Origin of the sequence: Acetanaerobacterium sp. MSJ-12 (assembly GCF_018917875.1) — a bacterium.
Taxonomy (GTDB): domain Bacteria; phylum Bacillota; class Clostridia; order Oscillospirales; family Ruminococcaceae; genus Bittarella; species Bittarella massiliensis.
The window spans coordinates 260,495-280,048 of sequence record NZ_JAHLPK010000001.1 but is presented as its reverse complement, the minus strand read 5'-3'; the positions used below and the strand labels follow the sequence as shown (position 1 = coordinate 280,048).

Genomic DNA, 19,554 nt, shown 5'->3' with positions numbered 1-19,554 from the left:
TTTCCATTGAAAAGTACGCTGTTAGTATCCGCCCTGCGCCGCCTTTTTATGCAGCCGTCACCGCATAAAAGAAGGGGAAAAAGCCATGCTAATACTGCCAAAACAAGGAATCACTCGAAGGGCGGCGAAAGCGTGCTGATCATTGAAAACGGGCGGGTCTTCCCCATGTGCGAAGACCCCATTGAAAACGGATGTGTCCTTATTAAGGAGGGCAAAATTTTGCGGGTGGACACCCACTGCACCCCAAAGGAGCGGGCGGGGGCCACCGTGTTGGACGCCGGCGGCGGCTGGATCCTGCCGGGCATCATCGAGGCCCACTGCCACCTGGGCATCAGCGAGGAGAAGACCGGTCTGCAGGGGGACGACTGCAACGAGACCACCGACCCCATCACCCCCTATCTGCGGGCCATTGACGCCATCAACCCCATGGACGCGGCCTTTCACAACGCCGTGCGGGCGGGCATCACCGGCGCCATGATCGGCCCGGGCAGCTCCAATGTGGTGGGGGGGCAGTTCGCCTTTTTAAAGACCGACGGCCGCAGCGTGGACGAGATGGTGGTGCTGGCCCCGGCGGCCATGAAGGTCGCCTTCGGCGAGAACCCCAAGACCAACTACAGCGGCCAGGGCAAGATGCCGGCCACCCGCATGAGCATTGCCGGGATGCTGCGGGAAGAGCTCACTGCCGCCCGGGCCTACCTGGCCAAAAAGGAGGCCGCCCAAAAAAGCGGCGGCGAATTTGAGAAGGACTTTCGCAAGGAGTGCTGGCTGCCGGTGCTCCGCCGGGAGATCCCCCTCAAGGCCCACGCGCACCGGACCGACGACATCCTCACCGCCATCCGCATTGCGCGGGAATTCGACCTCCGCCTCACCCTGGACCACTGCACCGAGGGGCACCTGATCGCCCGGCAGGTCAAGGAGTCGGGCTTCCCCGCCATCGTCGGGCCCTCCATCGCCTCGCGCAACAAGGTGGAGGTGCAGTACGCCGATTTCAAGACCGCGGGGATCCTGGCCGACGAGGGGGTGACGGTGGCCATCACCACCGACCACCCGGTCTCCCTTCTCCAGTATCTGCCCATCTACGCGGGGATCGCCGCCCGGGAGGGACTGGGCGTCATGCGGGCCCTGCGGGCCATCACCTGTGACGCCGCCGCCATCTGCGGGGTGGACGACCGACTGGGCACCTTGGAGCCGGGGAAGGACGCCGACATCGCCGTCTTTTCCGGCAACCCCATGGAGGTGTTCACCGAGACCCTCTACACCCTCATCGGGGGCGAAGTGCTCTACGACCACCGGCGGGAGCGCCAGGGCGCGACACAAGGAGGGCAAAAAAATGGATGAAAAAACTTGTTTTCCCACCGCCATCTGCGGGGTGAGTGGCCGACAGGTCTTTGACTCCCGGGCCAACCCCACCGTCGCCGCCCAGGTGCGGCTGCGCTGCGGCGCAGTGGGGGAGGCGATGGTGCCCTCCGGCGCCTCCACCGGGGCCTTTGAGGCGCGGGAGCTGCGGGACGGCGGAGAGCCCTTTGGCGGCAAAGGGGTGACCCGGGCGGTCTCCCACGTCAAAGGGGCGCTGGCCCAGGCCCTCACCGGCCTGGACGCCGACGACCAGCTGGCGGTGGACCGGGCCATGCTCGACGCCGACGGCACCGAGTCAAAGTCCCGCCTGGGGGCCAACGCCATTTTGGCCCTCTCCCTGGCCAGCGCCAAGGCCGCCGCTGCCGCGCGGGAGCTGCCCCTCTACCGCTGGCTGGGCGGAGCGGCCGCCTGCACCCTGCCGCTGCCGATGATGAACATCCTAAACGGCGGCGCCCACGCCGGCAACAACCTGGACGTACAGGAGTTCATGATCGTGCCGGTGGGGGCAAATCGGTTTTCCCAGGCCATGGAGATGGGCGTCGCGGTCTACCACAGCCTGGGCCGCCTGCTGCGGGAGCGGGGCCTCTCCACCGCCGTGGGGGACGAGGGGGGCTTTGCCCCCGACCTGCCGGGGGACGAGGAGGCCCTCGCCCTGCTCTGCCAGGCCATCGAGGCTGCCGGCTACCGCCCAGGGCAGGACCTGTCCATCGCCCTGGACGCGGCGGCCAGCGAGTGGAGCCAGGGCGAGGGGTACCGGCTGCCCAAGCGGGGCCAGCCCTTCACCCCCGGAGAGCTGGCCGAGTACTGGTGCGGTCTCTGCGGGCGCTGGCCCATCGTCTCCCTAGAGGACCCGCTGGGGGAGAGCGACTTCACCGGTTTTGCCGCCCTCACCGCCCGCCTGGGCGGCCGGGTGCAGATCGTGGGGGACGACCTCTTCGTCACCAACCCCGCCCGGCTGCGCCAGGGCATTGCGGCGGGGGCCGCCAACGCGGTGCTGGTCAAGCCCAACCAGATCGGCACCCTCAGCGAGACGGCGGAGACGGTGTCCCTGGCCCGCCAAAACGGCTACCGGGCCATCCTCTCCCACCGCAGCGGCGAGACCGAGGACACCTCGATCGCCGACCTCGCCGTGGGGCTCTCGGCCGGGCAGATCAAGACCGGCGCCCCCGCCCGCAGCGAGCGGGTCTGCAAGTACAACCGCCTGCTCGCCATTGAGGAGGAGCTGGGCCGCCGGGCGACCTTTGGCCGCCTGGGCCGCTAAGCTCCCTCTTTCCCCGGCAGCGGGGGGTCGGCAGAGCGGACCGCCCCCCGCTAAAAACAGCTGCGCCTCTGGCGCCAAAGGAGGAAGAAACGTTGTTCAAACACGAGAAAAAGTTGCTCCACGAAGTAAAGGTGGACAGGCCCAACCCCAACTACGCCGCCATGCTGCAGGAGCAGTTGGGCGGGCCCCAGGGCGAGCTGAAGGCCGCCCTGCAGTACCTGTCCCAGAGCATGCGCATCAAGGACCCGGAGATCAAAGACCTGTTTTTGGACGTGGCCGCCGAGGAGCTCTGCCACATGGAGATGGTGGCCACCGCAGTCAACCTGCTCAACGGCCATGACCTGGACGCCGCCCACGCCACCGTGGGGAACGTGGAGGCCCACGTCCTCACCGGGCTGACCCCCATGCTGGCCAATGCCTCCGGCTACCTCTGGACAGCCGCCTACGTCAACGAGACCGGCGACCTGGCAGCCGACATCCTCTCGGACATCGCCGCCGAGCAGCGGGCCAAGGTGGTCTACCAGTACCTCTACCGCCAAATCGACGACAAGGGGGTGCGGGACACCATCGACTTCCTCCTCAACCGGGAGGAGGCCCACAACACCATGTTCCGCGAGGCCTTCAACCGCATTCAGGACACCGGCAGCCAGAAAGAGTGGGGCACCACGGTGGATTCGCGCATCTACTTCGACCTGTCCTACCCCGGCGGCCAGTCCTTCGACCCGGCCAAAAAGCAGCCGCCCAGCTTCAACATCTAGTCCGCGAAGGGCGATCCTCTCGCGAGAAAATGCCCTTCCCCAAAAGAGAAACGGCACCGCCAAAGCGGTGTCGTTTCTCTTTTTCCCGCCGCACGGCGGTCGGCGCGCCCTCACCTTTCAGCCGCACCCAGCCACAAGAGGGGATACAGGGAACACGGGAATAGCGCAGCGGCCAAAACTCTGCGAGATCTTTCCCCTTTTCACTTGCGCTCCCCCGCAGGACAAACCTATAATATAGGGGGAAGGGAGATGAAGAAGTGGAGAATGCGAGAAGATGGCCCAAGTGCGGTTCGCAAAACACCGTCCGCGTCCCAGACGCTCCGAATCGCCATGCCAGCGGCAGCAACATCTCCCCCTCGTCCATGACCCCGATGGGGAAGATCCCCGTCATCCGCTATGTCTGCTGCGACTGCGGCCACGCGGAAAACTGGGTGGAGACCAGGGGAGAACTCGAAAAAAACAGGTCCCCTTTGGTCAATAAAAACCCTGTCACAGCAGCGGCAAGCCCCTGTGGACCGCCGTTTTTCCGCCTCTGGGGAAGGCCGGCAGCACTGCTTTTCGGCAAAAGCGGAAATGCGGCGAAAAGGGCGATCGAACAGCCGAAACAGTGCGCTGCAGCACAGCAGACAGACGCACAGGGGGGAGCCTATGATATTGCTTTTGGCCGTCGTCGCAACCGCCTTTTTGGCCTGTGAGATCGCGCGAAAAAGATACGAAAAGACGGCGTATTTCAAACAAACCCGCAACCCCTACTGGCGCGTCCGAAGGGACAAGGGGCTGCTTGGCGAGTTTTATACATACCGGTGCCTGCGGCAACTGCCGGGTTACAAGCGCTTCCTCTTCAACTGCTATTTGCCAAAGCAGGACGGGGGAAAAACAGAGATAGACGTCATTTTCCTCCACGAGTCGGGCATATATGTCTTTGAATCAAAAAACTACAGCGGGTGGATCTTTGGCACCGAAACCAACTCATACTGGACGCAGACCCTGCCCGCGGGGAAGGGCCGTGCAAAAAAAGTTTCATTTCTCAACCCGATCGTGCAGAACAAGGTGCATCTGAAATGGCTGAAGGCGTTTTTGCAGGAGGATTTTGTCCCCTTTCTCTCCTATATCGTCTTTAGCGATCGCTGCACATTAAAAGACATCCGCCTGACCAGCCGGGAACACCGCGTCGTCAACCGATACGACGTCCTGTCCGATATAGCCCAGACGGCAAGAGGGCTGGGCAGCCAGCTCAAACCCCAAAAAATCGATGAGCTGTACGACCGGCTGGCCCCACTGGCGCAAGCGGGCGATTCCGAAAAGCGGTCGCACATCGAAAATATACACAAAAAGCACCATTCGCCCGCCAGTCCGTCGGCCAATAAAGTCTGCCCGAGATGCGGGGGCAAACTCGTCCTCAGAACGGCCACCAGAGGGGCGCATGCGGGAGAGCAGTTTTGGGGCTGCTCCCATTTCCCCAGGTGCCGATATACGCAAAACGCCGATTGACGGCGGGGGAGGGCGCGGTCCCTCTCTGCCCCCTGGGCGCAGTTTGCGGGGAGAGGGCGCCCCCCTCCAGCGCCCAAAGGGCGCAGAAACAGGCGGGGGAGAAGGCATCCCCTCTCCCCCGCCTGTTGCCGCGGTCCGCTCGCCCGCCTTCGGCGCCCCCGACGGGGTCCGCCCCTCGTCCGCCCGGCCGGATCACAAAATCATGACAAAGGTCCCAGCGGTGATCAGCACCCCGCCCAGGGCGGTCTTCAGGGTGATTTTTTCGTGCAAAAAGACAAAGGCCAGCACCATGGTGATGACCACGCTGAACTTGTCGATGGGCACCACCCGGGAGACCTCCCCCATCTGGATGGCCTTGTAGTAAAACAGCCAGGAGGCCCCGGTGGCCAGCCCCGACAGCACCAAAAAGACCAGGCTGCGCCCGCCGATCTGCCGCAGCCCCGCCTGGGCGCCGGTGAGGAAGACGATCCCCCAGGCCATCACCAGCACCACCGCCGTGCGGATGGCGGTGGCCAGGTTGGAATCGATCTTCTCAATGCCCACCTTGGCCAAAATCGAGGTGAGGGCGGCAAACACCGCCGACAGCACCGCGTACAAAATCCACACCCGCTTCTCCCCCTTTGCCTCTTTCATCTCGCGACTCCCCTCTTTCTCCCCTCTAAAATAGCACCTTTTTCACCCAAGTACAACGCCCTTTTTTCCACAGCTGTCCCCCGCCCTGTCGAAGGGGTGGGGATCGGGAATTTTTTTGTAATTTCTCGCCCGGGGCTTGACGTTTGGGGCCAAGCCGTACTATAATAGTAAAGCACTTACAGGTGCAGGCGTAGTTTAGTGGTAAAACATCAGCTTCCCAAGCTGAGGTTGTGGGTTCGATTCCCATCGCCTGCTCCAAACAAAAAAGCCCTGGCGCGTCTGCGCCGGGGCTTTTTTCTCTGCCCCTGTGCGGGTCGTCCTCCCCCCGCCACCCCGGTGGGGGAAACCGGCGCGCAGGGGCAGAGGGCGGTTCACCCCCGCCAAAATCTGGTGCAGTCCCGCTTGTCCTCCCGGTTGAAGCGGATGATCTCCCCCAGCAGCGCAAAGTCCACCGCCTGTCCCCAGGGGATGCGGATGAGCTCCTTGCTGTGGCGGTACCCTGCCCGTTCGATCGCGCCGGAGAAGCGGAGGATCCCGGCCCTCTCCGGGGCGACCGCCAGGTGGGCCTTGGCGGCGCTAAAGCCGATGATGAAGGTGCCGTGGTCGGTGAACATCGGCTGGCTCCAGGCAATTTTGGGGGTCAAATCGGGAAACGCCTCCCCGACCCAGCGCAGGACCCCGCCGAGGACTGCCCGCTGCTGCACCGTCTCAAGCCCCTCCAGATACGCTGTGAATGCGTCCATTCGTTTCTCCCCCTCCCTTCCTCCCCCTTATTTTTCACAGCCGCCCCGCCGTTATCCAGCCGCCGCCAAAGACCGCCCGCCCAGCGGGGAAAAATGGACCGGCCTTCCCGCGGCCGGGCGCACATCTGCGGCAAAATCCCCCCTTCAATTGACTTGTGGGCCCGGGCCGTGGTATAGTGGTCTCATCAAAATAAAATGGTTTGTTGTGGTCCGCCCCTTCTGGGGCGGAGCAAAAGGGAACACGGTGAAAATCCGTGACAGTCGCCGCTACTGTGAGGATGGCGAAATCCAACGGCAGCTTTGCTGCCGCCACTGGGTCTTTTGGACCTGGGAAGGCGGGTTGGAGAGTAGGGAGACATCCGAGTCAGGAGACCTGCCGCAACAGGGTGTATGAGTAGTTCCGGCCGAGGACAAAAGTGCCAAAACAGGCTGGGCTGCCCTGCGCTCGCCCCTTTTTGCACGAGAGACCGTCGGACGACGGTCTTTTTTTGTCGTCCTCCCCGGCCGCCCATCCCCCGCGACCATCGAGAGGAAGAGAAAAAATGGGAAACATCTCTGTAAAAAAACGGGCGGCAGCGGCGTTGCTGGCGCTCTGCCTCTGCGCCTCCGGCAGCCTGCCCGCCCTGGCGGCAGAACCGTCGGCGGAACTGGGCTGGCCCCAGTTTTTGGGAGCCGACGGGCTCAAGGGCGTCTCCGACGCCAAGGCCCCCACCACCGCCGCCGAAATCGAGCTCAAGTGGGAGAAGCAGACCGGCGACTCCAGCACCTGGACCGACTCGTCGAGCACCCCCGTCATCCTGGGGGACTACGTCTACTGCTACAGCTTTCAGCGCCTGCGCAAGTACGAGCTGGGCAGCGGCAAAGAGGTGGCCAGCGCCCCGGTCTTCGGCGCGGCCCACAACCAGTACACCATGATCCTGGGCGCGGGGGACGGCAAGATCTTCGTCCCCTGCGAGATCAACAACCTGGACGCCGACGCCACCGGGGTGCAGAAAAACTTCCTGCGCGCCTTTGACGCCGAGACCCTCGAGCAGCTCTACGTCACCCAGGAGCTGCCGGGCTCGGCCGTGCAGAGCCCGGTCACCTGCCACGACGGGCGGGTGTTCACCGGCTCCTACCGCACCGGCGGGGTCTACGCCTGTTTTGACACCGCCGACGAAAACCCCGCCAGCGCCACCGAGGTGAAGGCCGCAAACTGGACCGTTGCCTCCCCCTCTGACGCCGGCTTCAACACAAACGGCGTGGCCTTTGCCGGGGACTATGCCCTCTTCACCGACGCCAACTACGCCGGCTCCAGCACCGTCTGGTCGGTCAACTACAAGACCGGCGCGGTGGCCGACACCTTTTCGCTGCCCAGCGGCTACAACGCCCGCTCCACCCCCTTTTACTATGAAAAGGACGGCCGCGTCTACCTCTCCTCCGGCCACCCCACGGCGGGGGCGGCGGTGCGCAGCTACAAGCTGCTCGCCGACGGCAAGCTGGACCAGGCCAGCCTGCGGGAGTGGACGGCCGGCATCTCGGGGGGAGACACCCAGTCCTCCCCGGTCATCTACAACGACCGGCTCTACCTGGCCGGCCAGAGCTTTGGCGCGCAGATGCCGGTCTTTGTCGTCGACACAAACACCATGACCACCCTCTACCAGACCGACGCGGTCAACAGCGCCGGCTCCGCCGCCCTGACCACCGCCTATGCCAGCGCCGAAAACGGCAACCAGGTCTATCTCTACTTCGTGGCCAACGAGTCTTCCGACAACCTCTTCATCTTAAAGGATAAAGAGGGCCAGACCGCGCCCCAGGTGGAGGTGGTCCCGGGCATCGGCCGCCGCCAGTACTGCACCCAGAGCATCGCCATCGCCCCCAACGGCTCGCTGGTCTGGTACAACGACGCCGGCTACCTCTACTGCTACGGCAACAAGGGGAACACCGCCCTCACCGCCGCCGATGTGCAGCGCCAGATCGAGCGGCTGCCCGACGCCAGCTCCTACCGCTACGTCAACCTGGCGGAGGCCCGGCGGGTGGAGACCCGCTACCGCGCCCTCTCCGCCGCCGAACAGGCCAAGGTGACAAACCACGGCAAGTTGGAGGAGATCTTGGCCCTCTCCACCGCCGACCCCATCGCCCGCATCAACCAGGGCATCGCCTCTCTCGACCTCCCGTCCCTCACCCTGCAAGACGCGGACAAGGTGAGCGCCCTGCTCTCGGCCTATGAGGCCCTCTCCGCCCAGGAGCAATCGCAGATCGCCGGCGTCGACACCCTGCAAAGGGCGGCGGCCGCCATCGAGGCCCTGCGCCAGGAGGCGATCGTCCAGAAGCTGGACGAGGACATCGCCGCCCTGCCCGGCCTTTCCGCCCTCACCTCCGGCGACCGCGCCGCGGTGGACAGCCTGCAATCGCGCTATGAGGCCCTCCCCGACGCCCAGCGGGAGAAACTGGCCAACCGGCAGCGGCTGGCCGACAGCCGCGCCCGGGTGGCTGCCATCGAGGAGCAGATGGCCGCTGCCGCCCAGTTGATTTCCGACAAACTCGGCGGGGCGGAGATTACCCTGGAGAGCCGCCCCCTCATCCAGGAGCTGGACCGGGCGCTGGAGGGGCTGCTCCCCGCCGACCTGGCCAAAATTTCCGAGATCGAGCAGTACCTGAGCCCGGCCAAGGTGGACCTGGTCAACCTGATGACCGCCCAGCTGCTGATGAAGGACGGACAGCCCATCCCCGTCACCGCCGAAAACGCCGCCGAGCTGCTGGCGATCGCTCGGGAGATCCAGGGCTACCGCGACGGCATCCTGGAAGGGGACTTGAAGTACCTGCAAAACGGCCAGCTGGCCGACGAGGTGGCCCAGCAGGCCGCCGCCCTGCTGGATGAGCCCGGCGCAGAGGGAGGCAATGGCGACGCCAGCGCCAACACCGCCGACGCCTCCGCCCCGGCAGCCCTGCTTGCCGCCGCGCTGACCGCCCTTTCGCTGGCCCTCGCCTGCAAGCGCCGCCGGGCCTGACCGCCTTATCTGTTCGCACCCACCCGCTGAAAAGGGCGACCGGCCCCGTCGCCGGTCGCCCTTTGCGCGCACGGACCAAACCAAGGGGGAGATGCCGATGAGCACCTGGAAAAAAAGGGCCCGCCTGTGGGCCGTTGTGGGCATTTTTGCCCTCCTCGCCGCGGCGGGGATCTTCAAACTGACCACCATCGAACCGGCCGGGCGCGGCGGGGAACTGGGGGCGCAGATCGAGGCCGCCCAGGCCCTTCTCGACGGCGCCCAGGAGGGGAACGCCGCCGGCGAATACTCCTGGAACGCCCTGGGTGCCCTGCGCCGCGCGCTGGAGAGCGCCCAGACCCTGGCCCAGAGCGACAGCGCCACCGAGGAGGAGCGGGCAGCCGCCGCCCAGGCCCTGGCGGAGGAGGGTGCCCGCTTTGCCGAGGGCGCCAACCAAAACTGTCTGACCCCGCAGGAGCTGCAGGCCGCCGCCGAGAGCGGCGCGCCCCTGACCCGAACCCTCTCCGTCGAGGGGGCGGGGGAACTGACCTGGTCCCTCCCCTGCGACCAGCTGGGGGAGGCGGTCCCCGTCAACCTGCAGGTGGTCGCCGGCGGGTCGGAGGGCGACGAGATCGCCCAACTGCTGGCAGCGCAGGGGAAAGAGGACCCCGCCTTTGCCCTCACCCTCGCCTTCTGCCACAACGGGGCCCTGCCGGTGCGGGCCGACCTCTCCCTGAAAACAGGGGGGGAGACAGCCTACGCCGCCCTCTACCGCTACACCGGCGGCGCGCTGGAATACGCCGGCCCGGTGCAGGCGGAGGAGGGGGCCCTCTCCTTCTCCCTGGGGGAGGGGGGGAGCTGGGTCCTCCTCCCCGCGACAGGGGAGGAGGCTCCCGATCAGTCCAGCGGGGAGGAGGAGCAGCCCGAAGCCCCCTCCGCCCCCTCGACCACCCCCGCGGGCGGCAGCTCCTCTGCCCCCGCCAGCCCGTCGGGTCCCAGCAGCGCCGGCAGTTCCGCCGGCTCGTCGCAGGGCGCTCCGTCCGGGGGGAGCAGCACCCCCCAAACCTCCACCGTCACCGTCTCCATCGTCTGCACCACCCTGTTGGACAAACTCGACCAGGTGGACGACAATCTCCGCCCCTACATCCCCCAAAACGGGGTCATCCTCCCCCCCACCAAGGTGGAGATCCAGGATGGGGAGAGCGCCTTTGAGGTGCTCAAGCGGGTGACCCGCAGCCACCGCATCCAGATGGAATTTCAGAGCCAGTCGGGCTACGGCAGCGCCTATATCGAGGGGATCGGCCACCTCTACGAAAAACAGGTGGGCAGCGGCAGCGGGTGGATGTACAAGGTGAACGGCACCTTCCCCAACTACGGATGCAGCCAGTACCCGCTCAAGGACGGGGACACCCTGGTCTGGTGCTACACCTGCGACTTCGGCAAGGACGTGGGGGGCAGATGAGGGCCCCCCCGCGGGAGGGCGGCTTTGCCCGCTGCCACCCCCTGGTCACCTTTGCCTACTTTGCCGCCCTGGTGGTCGCCTCGGTCTTCTCCCTCCACCCGCTGCTGTTGGGGCTGACCTTCTGCTCGGCCCTCCTCTATGCCCTCTTGCAGCGGGGGGCGGCCGCCCTGCGGCTGGCCCTCCTCTTCCTCCTGCCGGCGGTGGTGCTGACGGCGCTGATCAACCCCCTCTTCAACCACCGGGGGGCCACCGTCCTCTTCTACCTGGCCGACAACCCCATGACCGCCGAGGCCTTTCTCTACGGGCTGGCCACCGGCGTGCTGATGGGGGGCATCCTCCTCTGGTTTTCCTGCATGGGGCCCCTCTTTCGCTCCGACAAGGTGGTCTACCTCTTCGGCCGGGTCTCCCCCGCCCTCTCCCTCACCCTCTCCATCTGTCTCCGCTTTGTCCCCCTGCTCAAAGCCCGGTTTGGGGAGGTGTCCACGGGGCAACGCTGCCTGGGCAGGGGGGGACAGGGCGGCCCCCTGTCCCGGCTGCGGGTCTTTGGGCGGGAGTTGTCCATCCTCCTCTCCTGGTCGCTGGAGGCGGCCATCGCCACCTCCGACTCGATGGAGGCCCGCGGCTACGGCCTCAAGGGCCGCACCAGCTTTCACACCTTCCGCTTCACCCGGCAAGACGGCGCCCTGCTGGGGCTGATCGGGGGGCTCTTTGCCGCGGCCTGCGCTGGCATCTTCAGCGGCGCCTGGGAGGTGGCCTTCTACCCCAAGATCGTCCTTCCCCCCGCAAGCCCCCTCTTTGTCTGTTCTGCCGCCGCCTACGGGGCGCTGCTGTTGCTGCCCCCCCTGATCGACTGGAAAGGAGAGCGCCAATGGAAGAGATCCGCTGTGAGCGATTGAGCTTTTGCTATCCCGACCGGGAGGAGGACGCCCTGCGGGAGGTCAGCTTCTCCCTCTCTGCCGCCTCCTTCGCCGTCCTCTGCGGCCGCTCGGGCTGCGGCAAATCCACCCTGCTGCGCCACCTCAAGGCCAGCATGACCCCCTACGGCGACCGCCGGGGGGAGGTCCTCTACCGCGGCACCCCCATCGACCGGCTCGACCCCCGCACCGCCGCCTGCGCCATCGGCTTTGTGCAGCAGGACCCCGACGCCCAGCTGGTGACCGACAAGGTGTGGCACGAGCTGGCCTTCGGGCTGGAAAACCTGGGGCTGCCCACCCCCGAGATCCGCCGCCGGGTGGCGGAGATGGCCAGCTTTTTCGGCATTCAGGACTGGTTCCACCGGGACGTCTACGCCCTCTCCGGCGGGCAAAAGCAGCTGCTGAACCTGGCCGCGGTCATGGCCATGCAGCCGCAGGTGCTGGTGCTCGACGAGCCCACCTCCCAGCTCGACCCCATCGCCGCCTCGGAGTTTTTCGCCACCCTCGCCAAAATCAACCGGGAGCTGGGCACCACCGTCTTCCTCTCCGAGCACCGGCTGGAGGAGGCCTTCCCCCTGGCCGACCGGGTGATGGTGATGGAGGGGGGCCGCATCGCCGCCTTCGACACCCCCCAGGCCGTCAGCGCCCAGTTGAGCCGGGCCGGGCAGGCGCACCCCATGTACCTGGGCCTGCCGGCGGCGGTGCGCATCTGCGCCGGGGTGCAGCCCCAGGGCCCCTGCCCCGTCACCGTGCGGGAGGGGCGGCTCTGGCTGGACGACCTCTTTCCCCAGGGGGTCCCCCAGCCCGCCCTCCCGGAGAGGGACACCGCCCCCCCGCCCCCGGCGGAGCCCGCCCTCGCCCTGGAAAACGTCTGGTTTCGCTACCGGCGAGGGGAGGACGAGGTGGTGCGGGGGCTCTCCCTGACGGTGCGCCGGGGGGAGTGGTACTGCCTGCTGGGGGGCAACGGGGCGGGCAAGAGCACCGCCCTCAAACTGATTGCCGGGCTGCTCAAGCCAAACCGCGGCCGGGTAAAGGTGGCCGACGGGCTGGCCCTGGGGGTGCTGCCCCAAAACCCCCAGGCCCTCTTCACCGAGCTGCGCGCCGAGGAGGAGCTCTTCGACGCCCTGGCAGACCTCCCCGGCACCGATCGCGCCCGCCGGGAGGGGGTGGAGGAGATGCTCGCCCTGCTGGAGTTGACCGGCCGGCGCGCCGCCCACCCCTACGACCTGAGCGGGGGGGAACAGCAGCGGCTGGCCCTGGGCAAGATCCTCCTGCGCCAGCCCCAGATCCTGCTGCTGGACGAGCCCACCAAGGGCCTCGACCCCTTCTTCAAGGCCTCTCTGGCCAAGCTGCTCAAGTCTCTGCTGGCCCGGGGGCTCACCCTCTTCATGGTCTCCCACGACATCGAGTTCTGCGCCGAATACGGGGACACCTGCGCCCTCTTCTTCGACGGCTGCATCGCCTCGCAGGACCCGCCTCGCCGCTTCTTCGGCGGCAACAGCTTTTACACCACCTCCGCCAACCGGATGTCCCGCCACCTGTTTGCAGAGGCCGTCACCTGTCAGGATGTGATCACACTGTGCGCAATGAATTTGACCGCCAACAGCTCCGGGCCAGAAAGCGGCGCACCCTCCTCTCCGCCGCCATCATCTTTCTGCTGATCCCCCTCACCATCTTCGCGGGGGTAGCGTTGCTGGACGACCAGCGCTATCTCCTGGTCAGCCTGCTGATCGTCTTTTACACCTCTCTGCCCTTCTTCCTCGTCTACGAAAAGCGGCGGCCCAAGGCGCGGGAGATCGTGATGATCGCCATGATGGCGGCCCTGGCCGTCTGCGGCAACCTGCTGGGCTATCTGGCGGGCCCCCTGCAGCCGGGCACCGCCCTGGTCATCATCGCCGGCATCGCCTTCGGGCCCGAGGCGGGGTTTCTCACCGGGGCCCTGGCCCGGCTCTGCGCCAACCTCTTTTCCATGCAGGGGCCCTGGACCCCCTGGCAGATGTTTTGCTGGGGGCTGCTGGGCTTTCTGGCGGGGTTGGTCTTCAACCGCGCCGCCGCCAACCGCACCAACTCCCGCCAATTCCAGCTGGTGCAGGGGCCGGTGGTCTGCACCCTCCTTTCGGTGGCGACGGCCCTGGCGGTCCACCTGCTGGGCACCGGGGCCCTCGCCGGGGGGCGCCTGGCGCTGCTGGCGGCCGCCCTCACCGCCGTCGCCGCCGCCCTCGGCCTGGGCGTTTGGCAGTGGCGGCGGGCGGGGGACGCCCTCCCCCTCCTCGCCGCCCTCCTCTGCCTGGGGCTGGCCGTTCCCCTGGCCCTCCTGGCCAAGCGCTGGGACGGCGGAGGCAGCTTTCTCGGCTGGCGGCTCTACGCCTTCGGCGCCCTGGGGCTCCTCTGCGGGCTGGTCATCCAGCGCAGGCGGCTGCCGCTGGACGGGCTGACCCTCGCCTCCTTCGGCTTTCTCACCACCTTCATCGTCTACGGGGGGATCATGAACGCCGCCGCCCTGGTGATGGCCAGCGCCCTCCCCGCCTCGGGCATGGGGCTCACCCTCCCCTCCCTGGGGCTCCTCTACCTCTCCGGCGTCCCTTACGATGCCCTCCACGGGGCGGGGACCGCCCTCTTTCTTTTCCTCTTCGGCCCCTCCCTCATCCAAAAGCTCGAGCGTATCAAGGTCAAGTACGGCTTCTACCGCTAAACCGGCAAAAAGGGGGAGCCCCGGGACAGACTTCCTGTCCCGGGGCTCCCCCTTTTTGTCTCAATCCCGCTTCCAGCGCTTCAGCTGGGGAAAAACCGCCTCCATCTGCCTCCTGGCCTGGCCGGCGTCCATCCCCGACTGGGCCATGAGGGGGACGCAGAAGTCGATCATCTCCTCCATGGTGCAGTCGGCCAGAAACCGGCCCTTTTCGTAGCAGTATTTGCAGTAGTCGCGGCTGGGGCTGCCGTCGGCCTCGCTCCCCCGCATCTCTTCGCCTTCGCCCAATGGCATCCCGCAGGATTGGCAGTACGCTTCGCTCATTTGATACGCTCCTCTCTCCAAGGGGGTCTTCCCCTTTGCTGCTCCCATCCTACCGCAAAAAAGCTGACAGCAGTCTGTCCACTATCAAAAGGCCATTCCTTTTTTCTTTTGCCGCCGCTCCCCTCTTTGCCAGGGGCGGGGGGACGCCCAGCGGGCGCAAAGGCCGGACCGTCATAAGGCTGCTGCACAGGTCGGGCAGACCCTCCCCCTCCGCCCGACTCGCCGCCAAGGGGGCCATTGTGGCGCTTCCCCATTCGTGCTATACTCAAATCATGCCAATACATCCCCCTTTTGGGGACATCTGCCGGCGCGCGGCCGAAAGGGCCCCTCCCGCCGACACAGAAAAAAGGAGGTCTACACCCTATGTCAGAGATCAAATGCCCCCTCTGTGGCTTTGCCGAGCAGGCTCCGGACGGCGAGGACTGCTGCCCCCGCTGCGGCACCCGCCTCGCAGGCGGCGAAGGGGAGAAAAAACTGCTGGAAGCGTCTGGCACCTTCACGACCGAGGACAAGCAGTTTTTCGGGAAGATGAGCACAAGCGCGTCCATCTACCTCACCGACCGGCGACTGCTGGCGATCCCCGAAAAGCTGGAGGGATTCAACCTGAGGACCGGGCTCACCGCCGCCGCTGTCAACAAGATGACCGGCCAGTACGGCGCCATCTCCATCCCGCTGGAGGAGATCCAGGCCGTGCGGGACGGCAAGTTCGGCCTGCTGCAAAAGGCGCTTGTGGTCATCGCAGCGGACGGCGGGGTGCTAAAGCTCACCCTGCCCAAGCAGGCGCAGTGGAAAGAGGCCATCCTCGCCGCCGCCCCCAACCTCCATTAAAGGGGAAAAACCGGCAGCAAAGGGCGGCTTCTCCCAACACAGACTCCGCGAGAAGGCCGCCCCATCTCTCTCCTCTGCCTCCCCCAGCGCAGGTCCCAGGAAAAAGGGCGCACCCGTCTCTCCTCCCAACCTCCCCCGCCGCAGGCCCCCGGGAAAGGCCGCGCCATCTCTCCCCCCGACTTCCCCCCGCCGCAGGCCCCGGAGAAAAGCCGCGCCATCTCTTCCCCCTGCCTCTCCCGACGCAACCCCGGGGGAAGGGCCGCACCCATCTCTTCCCCTGACTTCCCCCGCCGCAGACCCCAGGGGAAAAACTGCGCTCACCTCTCTCCGGCCTCTCTCGACGCACCCCCCAGGAGAAGGGCCGCACCCATCTCTCCTCCCGGCTTCCTCCGCCACAGGCCCCCGAGGGGAAAGACTGCGCCCATCTCTACCCCCAACCTCCCCCCCGACCCGCGAACGAAAAGGCGCCCCTGTCCCTGTATCCCCCTTCCCTTTTGCTCCCGTTGAATGGGCAGAGTGCGCTTTCGCCCCCTGGCAAAAGGCGATTTTCCCCCATCACCGGCAGAGAAAACCAACAAAAAAAGGCCTGTCCCCACTTCCCATCTGGGGGCAGGCCCCTCTCCCTCCCACATAAAAAGAGCGGGCCACCGGCACAGTTGCCGGTGACCCGCTCTTTTTCTTCTCTCAAGTCGCCTGCAGGCGGCCCTTCTTTTAGATGCGCAGCTTCTCCTCCAGTTCCCCCGCCTCTTTTTTCTCCGCAAAGGCGGCGTCGGCCTCTTTCAGCCAACCCTCCAGGGCGGTGCGCCCCCCCTCGTCGAGGGGAAAGGACTGCTCGCCCTCCACCGCGCTCTTGGCCCGGCAAAAATACCCGTACCAGACCTCCGCGAGCAGCTGTCCCTCCTGGGGCCAGATCCGGTAGTTAAACCCCCTGTGGCTGCCCACATAGTCGTTTCCGCTCTCAAAGTAGTCTAGGTTGGGGACTTCCAACACCCGCTCTTCCACCGCTCATTTCCTCCCTTACTCCAGGGGCAAGCCAGCCGCCCCCGCGATCTCCTGTCAGACAGTATAGCAGATTTTCGCCGCCCCCGGTAGCCCTCCTCCCCGACCTGCCCCCCTGTTTTTCTCCCTTTTCGCCAAAAAATCAGGGCAGGATTTATATAAAGATTTCGTTAATTTCATTCGCCTTATTGTTAATAACGTGTTAAGATATACCCATCGCGACAAAATTCTTTTCTTTTCACGAGAGATGAGAGGTGTTGAAATGAAAATCGTCATTGTCGGCGACGGCAAGGTCGGTCTGGCCCTCACCGCCCGCCTGTCCCGCGCCGGGCACGACGTGGTGGTCATCGACCGCGATCCCCGGGTGCTGGAAGAGAGTTTACAGACCTATGACGTGATGGTGGTGCAGGGCAACGGCGCCTGCAAGTCGGTGCTGGAGGAGGCGGGCATCGACACCGCCGATCTCCTCATCGCTGCCACCAGCAGCGACGAGATCAACCTCCTGTGCTGCATGGTGGCCAACAAGATGGCCAATGTCCACACCATCGCCCGGGTGCGCAGCCCCGAATACGCCGGCCAGCTCAACTTCCTCAAGGACGAGCTGGGCCTCTCCATGACCATCAACCCCGAGATGGCCGCCGCCCGGGAGATCGACCACCTGCTCCAGTTCCCCTCCTTCCTCAAGCGCGACCGCTTCGCCAAGGGGCGGGTGGAGATCGTGGAGCTGAAGATCTGCACCGACTCCCCCCTGCGGGGCAAGCCCCTCTCCCAGCTCTACAAACTCATCCGGGTCAAGGTGCTCGTCTGCGCTGTCGAGCGGCGGGGGATGGTCTACATCCCCTCCGGCGCCTTCACCCTTGAAGAGGGGGACAAGATCTCGGTCACCGCCGACAGCAAGGACTTGGTGACCCTGCTAAAAAATCTGGGTCTCACCACCGAGCGCACCCGCAGCGCCCTCATCATCGGCGGCAGCCGCATCGCCTACTACCTGGCGCGCCGCCTCCTCTCCAGCGGCATCACCGTCAAGATCATCGAGCAGGACATCGCCCGCTGCGAGGAGCTGGCCGCCCTGCTGCCCAAGGCCACCATCATCAACGCCGACGGCAGCCGGCAGGACATCCTGCGGGCCGAGGGGATCGCCTCCACCGACGCGGTGGTCACCCTCACCGACATGGACGAGGAAAACCTCATCATCTCGATGTACGCCACCCATGTGGGGGTCCCCAAGAGCATCACCAAGATCAACCGGGCCGAGTACGTCGACACCTTCTCCGACCTGGGCATCGACACGGTCATCAGCCCCAAAGACCTCTGCTGCACCGACATCGTCCGCTATGTGCGCGCCATGGAAAACACCACCGGCGGCGCGGTGCAGACCCTGCACTACATCGTCGAGGGGAAGGCGGAGGCGCTGGAGTTCGTGGCCACCTCCGCCACCCGCCATCTGGACGAGCCCCTGACCCAGGTGCCCATCAAACCCAACATCCTCCTCTCCTGCATCCTGCGCGGGGGAAAGACCATCATCCCCCAGGGCTCCGACTGCATCCACCTGGGCGACACCGTCATCGTCGTCACCACCGCCGAGCAGACCATCCGGGACCTGGGCGACATCTTCGCGGGATAGGCGGGGGAGGAAGCTATGAACTGCGCGATCATCAGCCGCTACCTGGGCAATCTCCTGCTGTTGGAAGCGGCCTTCCTCGTCCCCCCCGCCGCCATCTCCGCCTCCCTGGGGGAGGAGGCCGCCCGCCGCGGCCTCCTCCTGACTGTCGGCATCCTCGTGGTGCTGGGGCTCCTCCTGCGGCAGGCAGGGCAGAGATCCGGCTCCACCTTCTACGCCAAAGAGGGGTTTGTGTTGGTGGCCCTGGCCTGGGTGGTCATGTCCTTTCTGGGCAGCCTCCCCTTCTACTTCAGCGGGGAGATCCCCAGCCTGGTGGACTGCTTTTTTGAGACGGTCTCCGGCTTCACCACCACCGGCGCCTCTATCCTCACCGACGTGGAGGCCATGAGCAAGGGGCTGCTCTTCTGGCGCAGCTTCACCCACTGGCTGGGCGGCATGGGGATGTTGGTCTTCCTGCTGGCCGTCGCGCCCGGGCAAAAGGGGCAGGGCTTTACCCTGCACCTGATGCGCGCCGAGAGCCCCGGCCCCTCGGTGGGGAAACTGGTGCCCAAGATGCGCCAGACCGCCAAGATCCTCTATCTCCTCTACGTCGGGCTAACGGTCATCTGCGTCCTCTTCCTGCTGGCGGGGGGGATGCCCCTCTTCGACAGCCTCTGCACCGCCTTCGGCACCGCCGGCACCGGGGGCTTCGGCATCAAAAACGACAGCATGGCCGGCTATTCCATCTACCTGCAGGGGGTCTGCACCGTCTTTATGGCCCTCTTCGGGGTCAATTTCAGCGTCTACTACCTCCTCTTTCGCAACTGGCGCGCCGCCCTCAAGGACGAGGAGGTGCGGCTCTACTTCGCCATCATGCTCAGCGTCTCGGCCGTCATCGCCTGCAACATCTACCCCCAGATGGGCTCGGTGGGGATGAGCATCCACGAGGCCACCTTCCACACCAGCAGCATCATGACCACCACCGGCTTTGCCATCTCCAACTTCGACCTCTGGCCGGAGCTCTCCCGGGCCCTTCTCCTGGTGCTGATGATCGCCGGGGCCTGCGCCGGCTCCACCGGCGGCGGCGTCAAGACCATCCGCCTGCTCCTCATCTTCAAGAACATGAAGGCGGGCTTTCGCAAGCTGCTGCACCCCAACAGCGTGGAGACGGTCAAGCTCAACGGCCGCCCGGTCAGCCGCTCGGTGCTCGAGGGGATCAACACCTACATGTCGGCCTACTGCCTAATCGCCATCGCCTCCCTGCTGGTCGTCTCCCTGGACAACTTCAGCCTGGTGACCAACCTGAGCGCCGTCCTCTCCTGTTTCAACAACATCGGCCCCGGACTCGACATCGTGGGGCCCATCCACAATTACTCCACCTACTCCGACCTCTCAAAGATCGTCCTCAGCCTAGACATGCTCTTGGGGCGGCTGGAGATCTTCCCCATGCTCATCCTCCTGCGCCCCGCCACCTACCGGCGGCGGCAGGCGTGAATGCCCCGCGCACCAAAGGGAAAGGCCCGACCGGCG

16 protein-coding genes, 1 tRNA gene and 1 riboswitch are annotated in these 19,554 nt (G+C 65.8%); of the genes, 13 read left to right on the top strand and 4 right to left on the bottom strand.

Going from position 1 to position 19,554, the window contains the following annotated elements; all coding sequences use genetic code 11:
• Positions 1-132 precede the first annotated feature (132 nt).
• The 4 genes from KQI11_RS01305 to KQI11_RS01290 all read left to right on the top strand — a co-directional run bounded on the left by KQI11_RS01305 (position 133) and on the right by KQI11_RS01290 (position 4,866).
• Positions 133-1,338: an amidohydrolase gene (locus KQI11_RS01305; RefSeq protein ID WP_353653878.1), complete on the top strand. Its 1,206-nt coding sequence runs from the start codon at positions 133-135 to the stop codon at positions 1,336-1,338.
• Positions 1,331-2,617, top strand: a complete 1,287-nt coding sequence (gene eno / locus KQI11_RS01300; RefSeq protein WP_185915554.1) for a phosphopyruvate hydratase — start codon at positions 1,331-1,333, stop codon at positions 2,615-2,617. The genes KQI11_RS01305 and eno overlap by 8 nt, the downstream gene beginning before the upstream one ends.
• Before the next feature lie 92 nt (positions 2,618-2,709).
• Positions 2,710-3,375 carry a manganese catalase family protein gene (locus tag KQI11_RS01295; RefSeq protein WP_185915553.1) on the top strand — a complete coding sequence of 222 codons (666 nt, stop codon included), beginning with the start codon at positions 2,710-2,712 and terminating at the stop codon, positions 3,373-3,375.
• 648 nt (positions 3,376-4,023) lie between these two features.
• The gene (locus KQI11_RS01290; protein WP_216400803.1) at positions 4,024-4,866 is read left to right on the top strand and encodes a nuclease-related domain-containing protein; all 843 of its coding nucleotides are present in this window, start codon (positions 4,024-4,026) and stop codon (positions 4,864-4,866) included.
• Positions 4,867-5,058: 192 nt separating this feature from the next.
• Here the strand turns inward: KQI11_RS01290 and KQI11_RS01285 are convergent, their stop codons facing one another.
• A complete protein-coding gene (locus KQI11_RS01285) occupies positions 5,059-5,499 on the bottom strand; it encodes an EamA family transporter (protein WP_207721257.1) in 441 nt (146 codons plus the stop codon).
• A gap of 184 nt (positions 5,500-5,683) precedes the next feature.
• Between KQI11_RS01285 and KQI11_RS01280 the strand changes: the two genes are divergently transcribed.
• A tRNA-Gly gene (locus KQI11_RS01280) sits at positions 5,684-5,757 on the top strand.
• A gap of 113 nt (positions 5,758-5,870) precedes the next feature.
• Here the strand turns inward: KQI11_RS01280 and KQI11_RS01275 are convergent.
• The gene (locus KQI11_RS01275) at positions 5,871-6,242 is read right to left on the bottom strand and encodes an iron chaperone (RefSeq protein ID WP_216400802.1); all 372 of its coding nucleotides are present in this window, start codon (positions 6,240-6,242) and stop codon (positions 5,871-5,873) included.
• Positions 6,243-6,431: 189 nt separating this feature from the next.
• Positions 6,432-6,637, top strand: a riboswitch (cobalamin riboswitch).
• A gap of 147 nt (positions 6,638-6,784) precedes the next feature.
• Here KQI11_RS01275 and KQI11_RS01270 point away from each other — a divergent pair.
• The 5 genes from KQI11_RS01270 (at position 6,785) to KQI11_RS01250 (ending at position 14,276) form a co-directional block, all read left to right on the top strand.
• Entirely contained in the window at positions 6,785-9,232 is a 2,448-nt protein-coding gene (locus KQI11_RS01270; RefSeq protein ID WP_216400801.1) for a hypothetical protein, read from the top strand.
• Positions 9,233-9,329: 97 nt separating this feature from the next.
• Positions 9,330-10,670 (top strand): DUF4430 domain-containing protein, encoded by a 1,341-nt coding sequence (locus tag KQI11_RS01265; protein ID WP_216400800.1) that lies wholly within the window; start codon positions 9,330-9,332, stop codon positions 10,668-10,670.
• Positions 10,667-11,566 (top strand): energy-coupling factor transporter transmembrane component T, encoded by a 900-nt coding sequence (locus tag KQI11_RS01260; protein WP_216400799.1) that lies wholly within the window; start codon positions 10,667-10,669, stop codon positions 11,564-11,566. The genes KQI11_RS01265 and KQI11_RS01260 overlap by 4 nt, the downstream gene beginning before the upstream one ends.
• Positions 11,539-13,245, top strand: a complete 1,707-nt coding sequence (locus tag KQI11_RS01255; RefSeq protein WP_216400798.1) for an ABC transporter ATP-binding protein — start codon at positions 11,539-11,541, stop codon at positions 13,243-13,245. Before KQI11_RS01260 ends, KQI11_RS01255 begins: the two co-directional genes overlap by 28 nt.
• A complete protein-coding gene (locus KQI11_RS01250) occupies positions 13,164-14,276 on the top strand; it encodes an ECF transporter S component (RefSeq protein WP_216400797.1) in 1,113 nt (370 codons plus the stop codon). Before KQI11_RS01255 ends, KQI11_RS01250 begins: the two co-directional genes overlap by 82 nt.
• A 60-nt stretch (positions 14,277-14,336) precedes the next feature.
• Here KQI11_RS01250 and KQI11_RS01245 read toward each other — a convergent pair whose 3' ends face one another.
• Positions 14,337-14,597, bottom strand: coding sequence for a zinc ribbon domain-containing protein (locus KQI11_RS01245; protein WP_185915545.1), 261 nt, complete (start codon positions 14,595-14,597; stop codon positions 14,337-14,339).
• A 363-nt stretch (positions 14,598-14,960) separates the two neighbouring features.
• Between KQI11_RS01245 and KQI11_RS01240 the strand changes: the two genes are divergently transcribed.
• A complete protein-coding gene (locus KQI11_RS01240; protein ID WP_216400796.1) occupies positions 14,961-15,425 on the top strand; it encodes a TFIIB-type zinc ribbon-containing protein in 465 nt (154 codons plus the stop codon).
• A gap of 711 nt (positions 15,426-16,136) precedes the next feature.
• On the opposite strand, the gene KQI11_RS01235 is transcribed toward KQI11_RS01240, so the two are convergent.
• A complete protein-coding gene (locus KQI11_RS01235) occupies positions 16,137-16,427 on the bottom strand; it encodes a hypothetical protein (RefSeq protein ID WP_216400795.1) in 291 nt (96 codons plus the stop codon).
• A gap of 259 nt (positions 16,428-16,686) precedes the next feature.
• Here KQI11_RS01235 and trkA point away from each other — a divergent pair, with 259 nt between their 5' ends.
• Both trkA and KQI11_RS01225 read left to right on the top strand, forming a co-directional pair.
• Complete coding sequence (gene trkA / locus KQI11_RS01230) at positions 16,687-18,048, top strand: Trk system potassium transporter TrkA (RefSeq protein WP_216400794.1); 1,362 nt, start codon at positions 16,687-16,689, stop codon at positions 18,046-18,048.
• Positions 18,049-18,063: 15 nt separating this feature from the next.
• Entirely contained in the window at positions 18,064-19,518 is a 1,455-nt protein-coding gene (locus KQI11_RS01225; protein WP_216400793.1) for a TrkH family potassium uptake protein, read from the top strand.
• Positions 19,519-19,554: the final 36 nt, after the last annotated feature.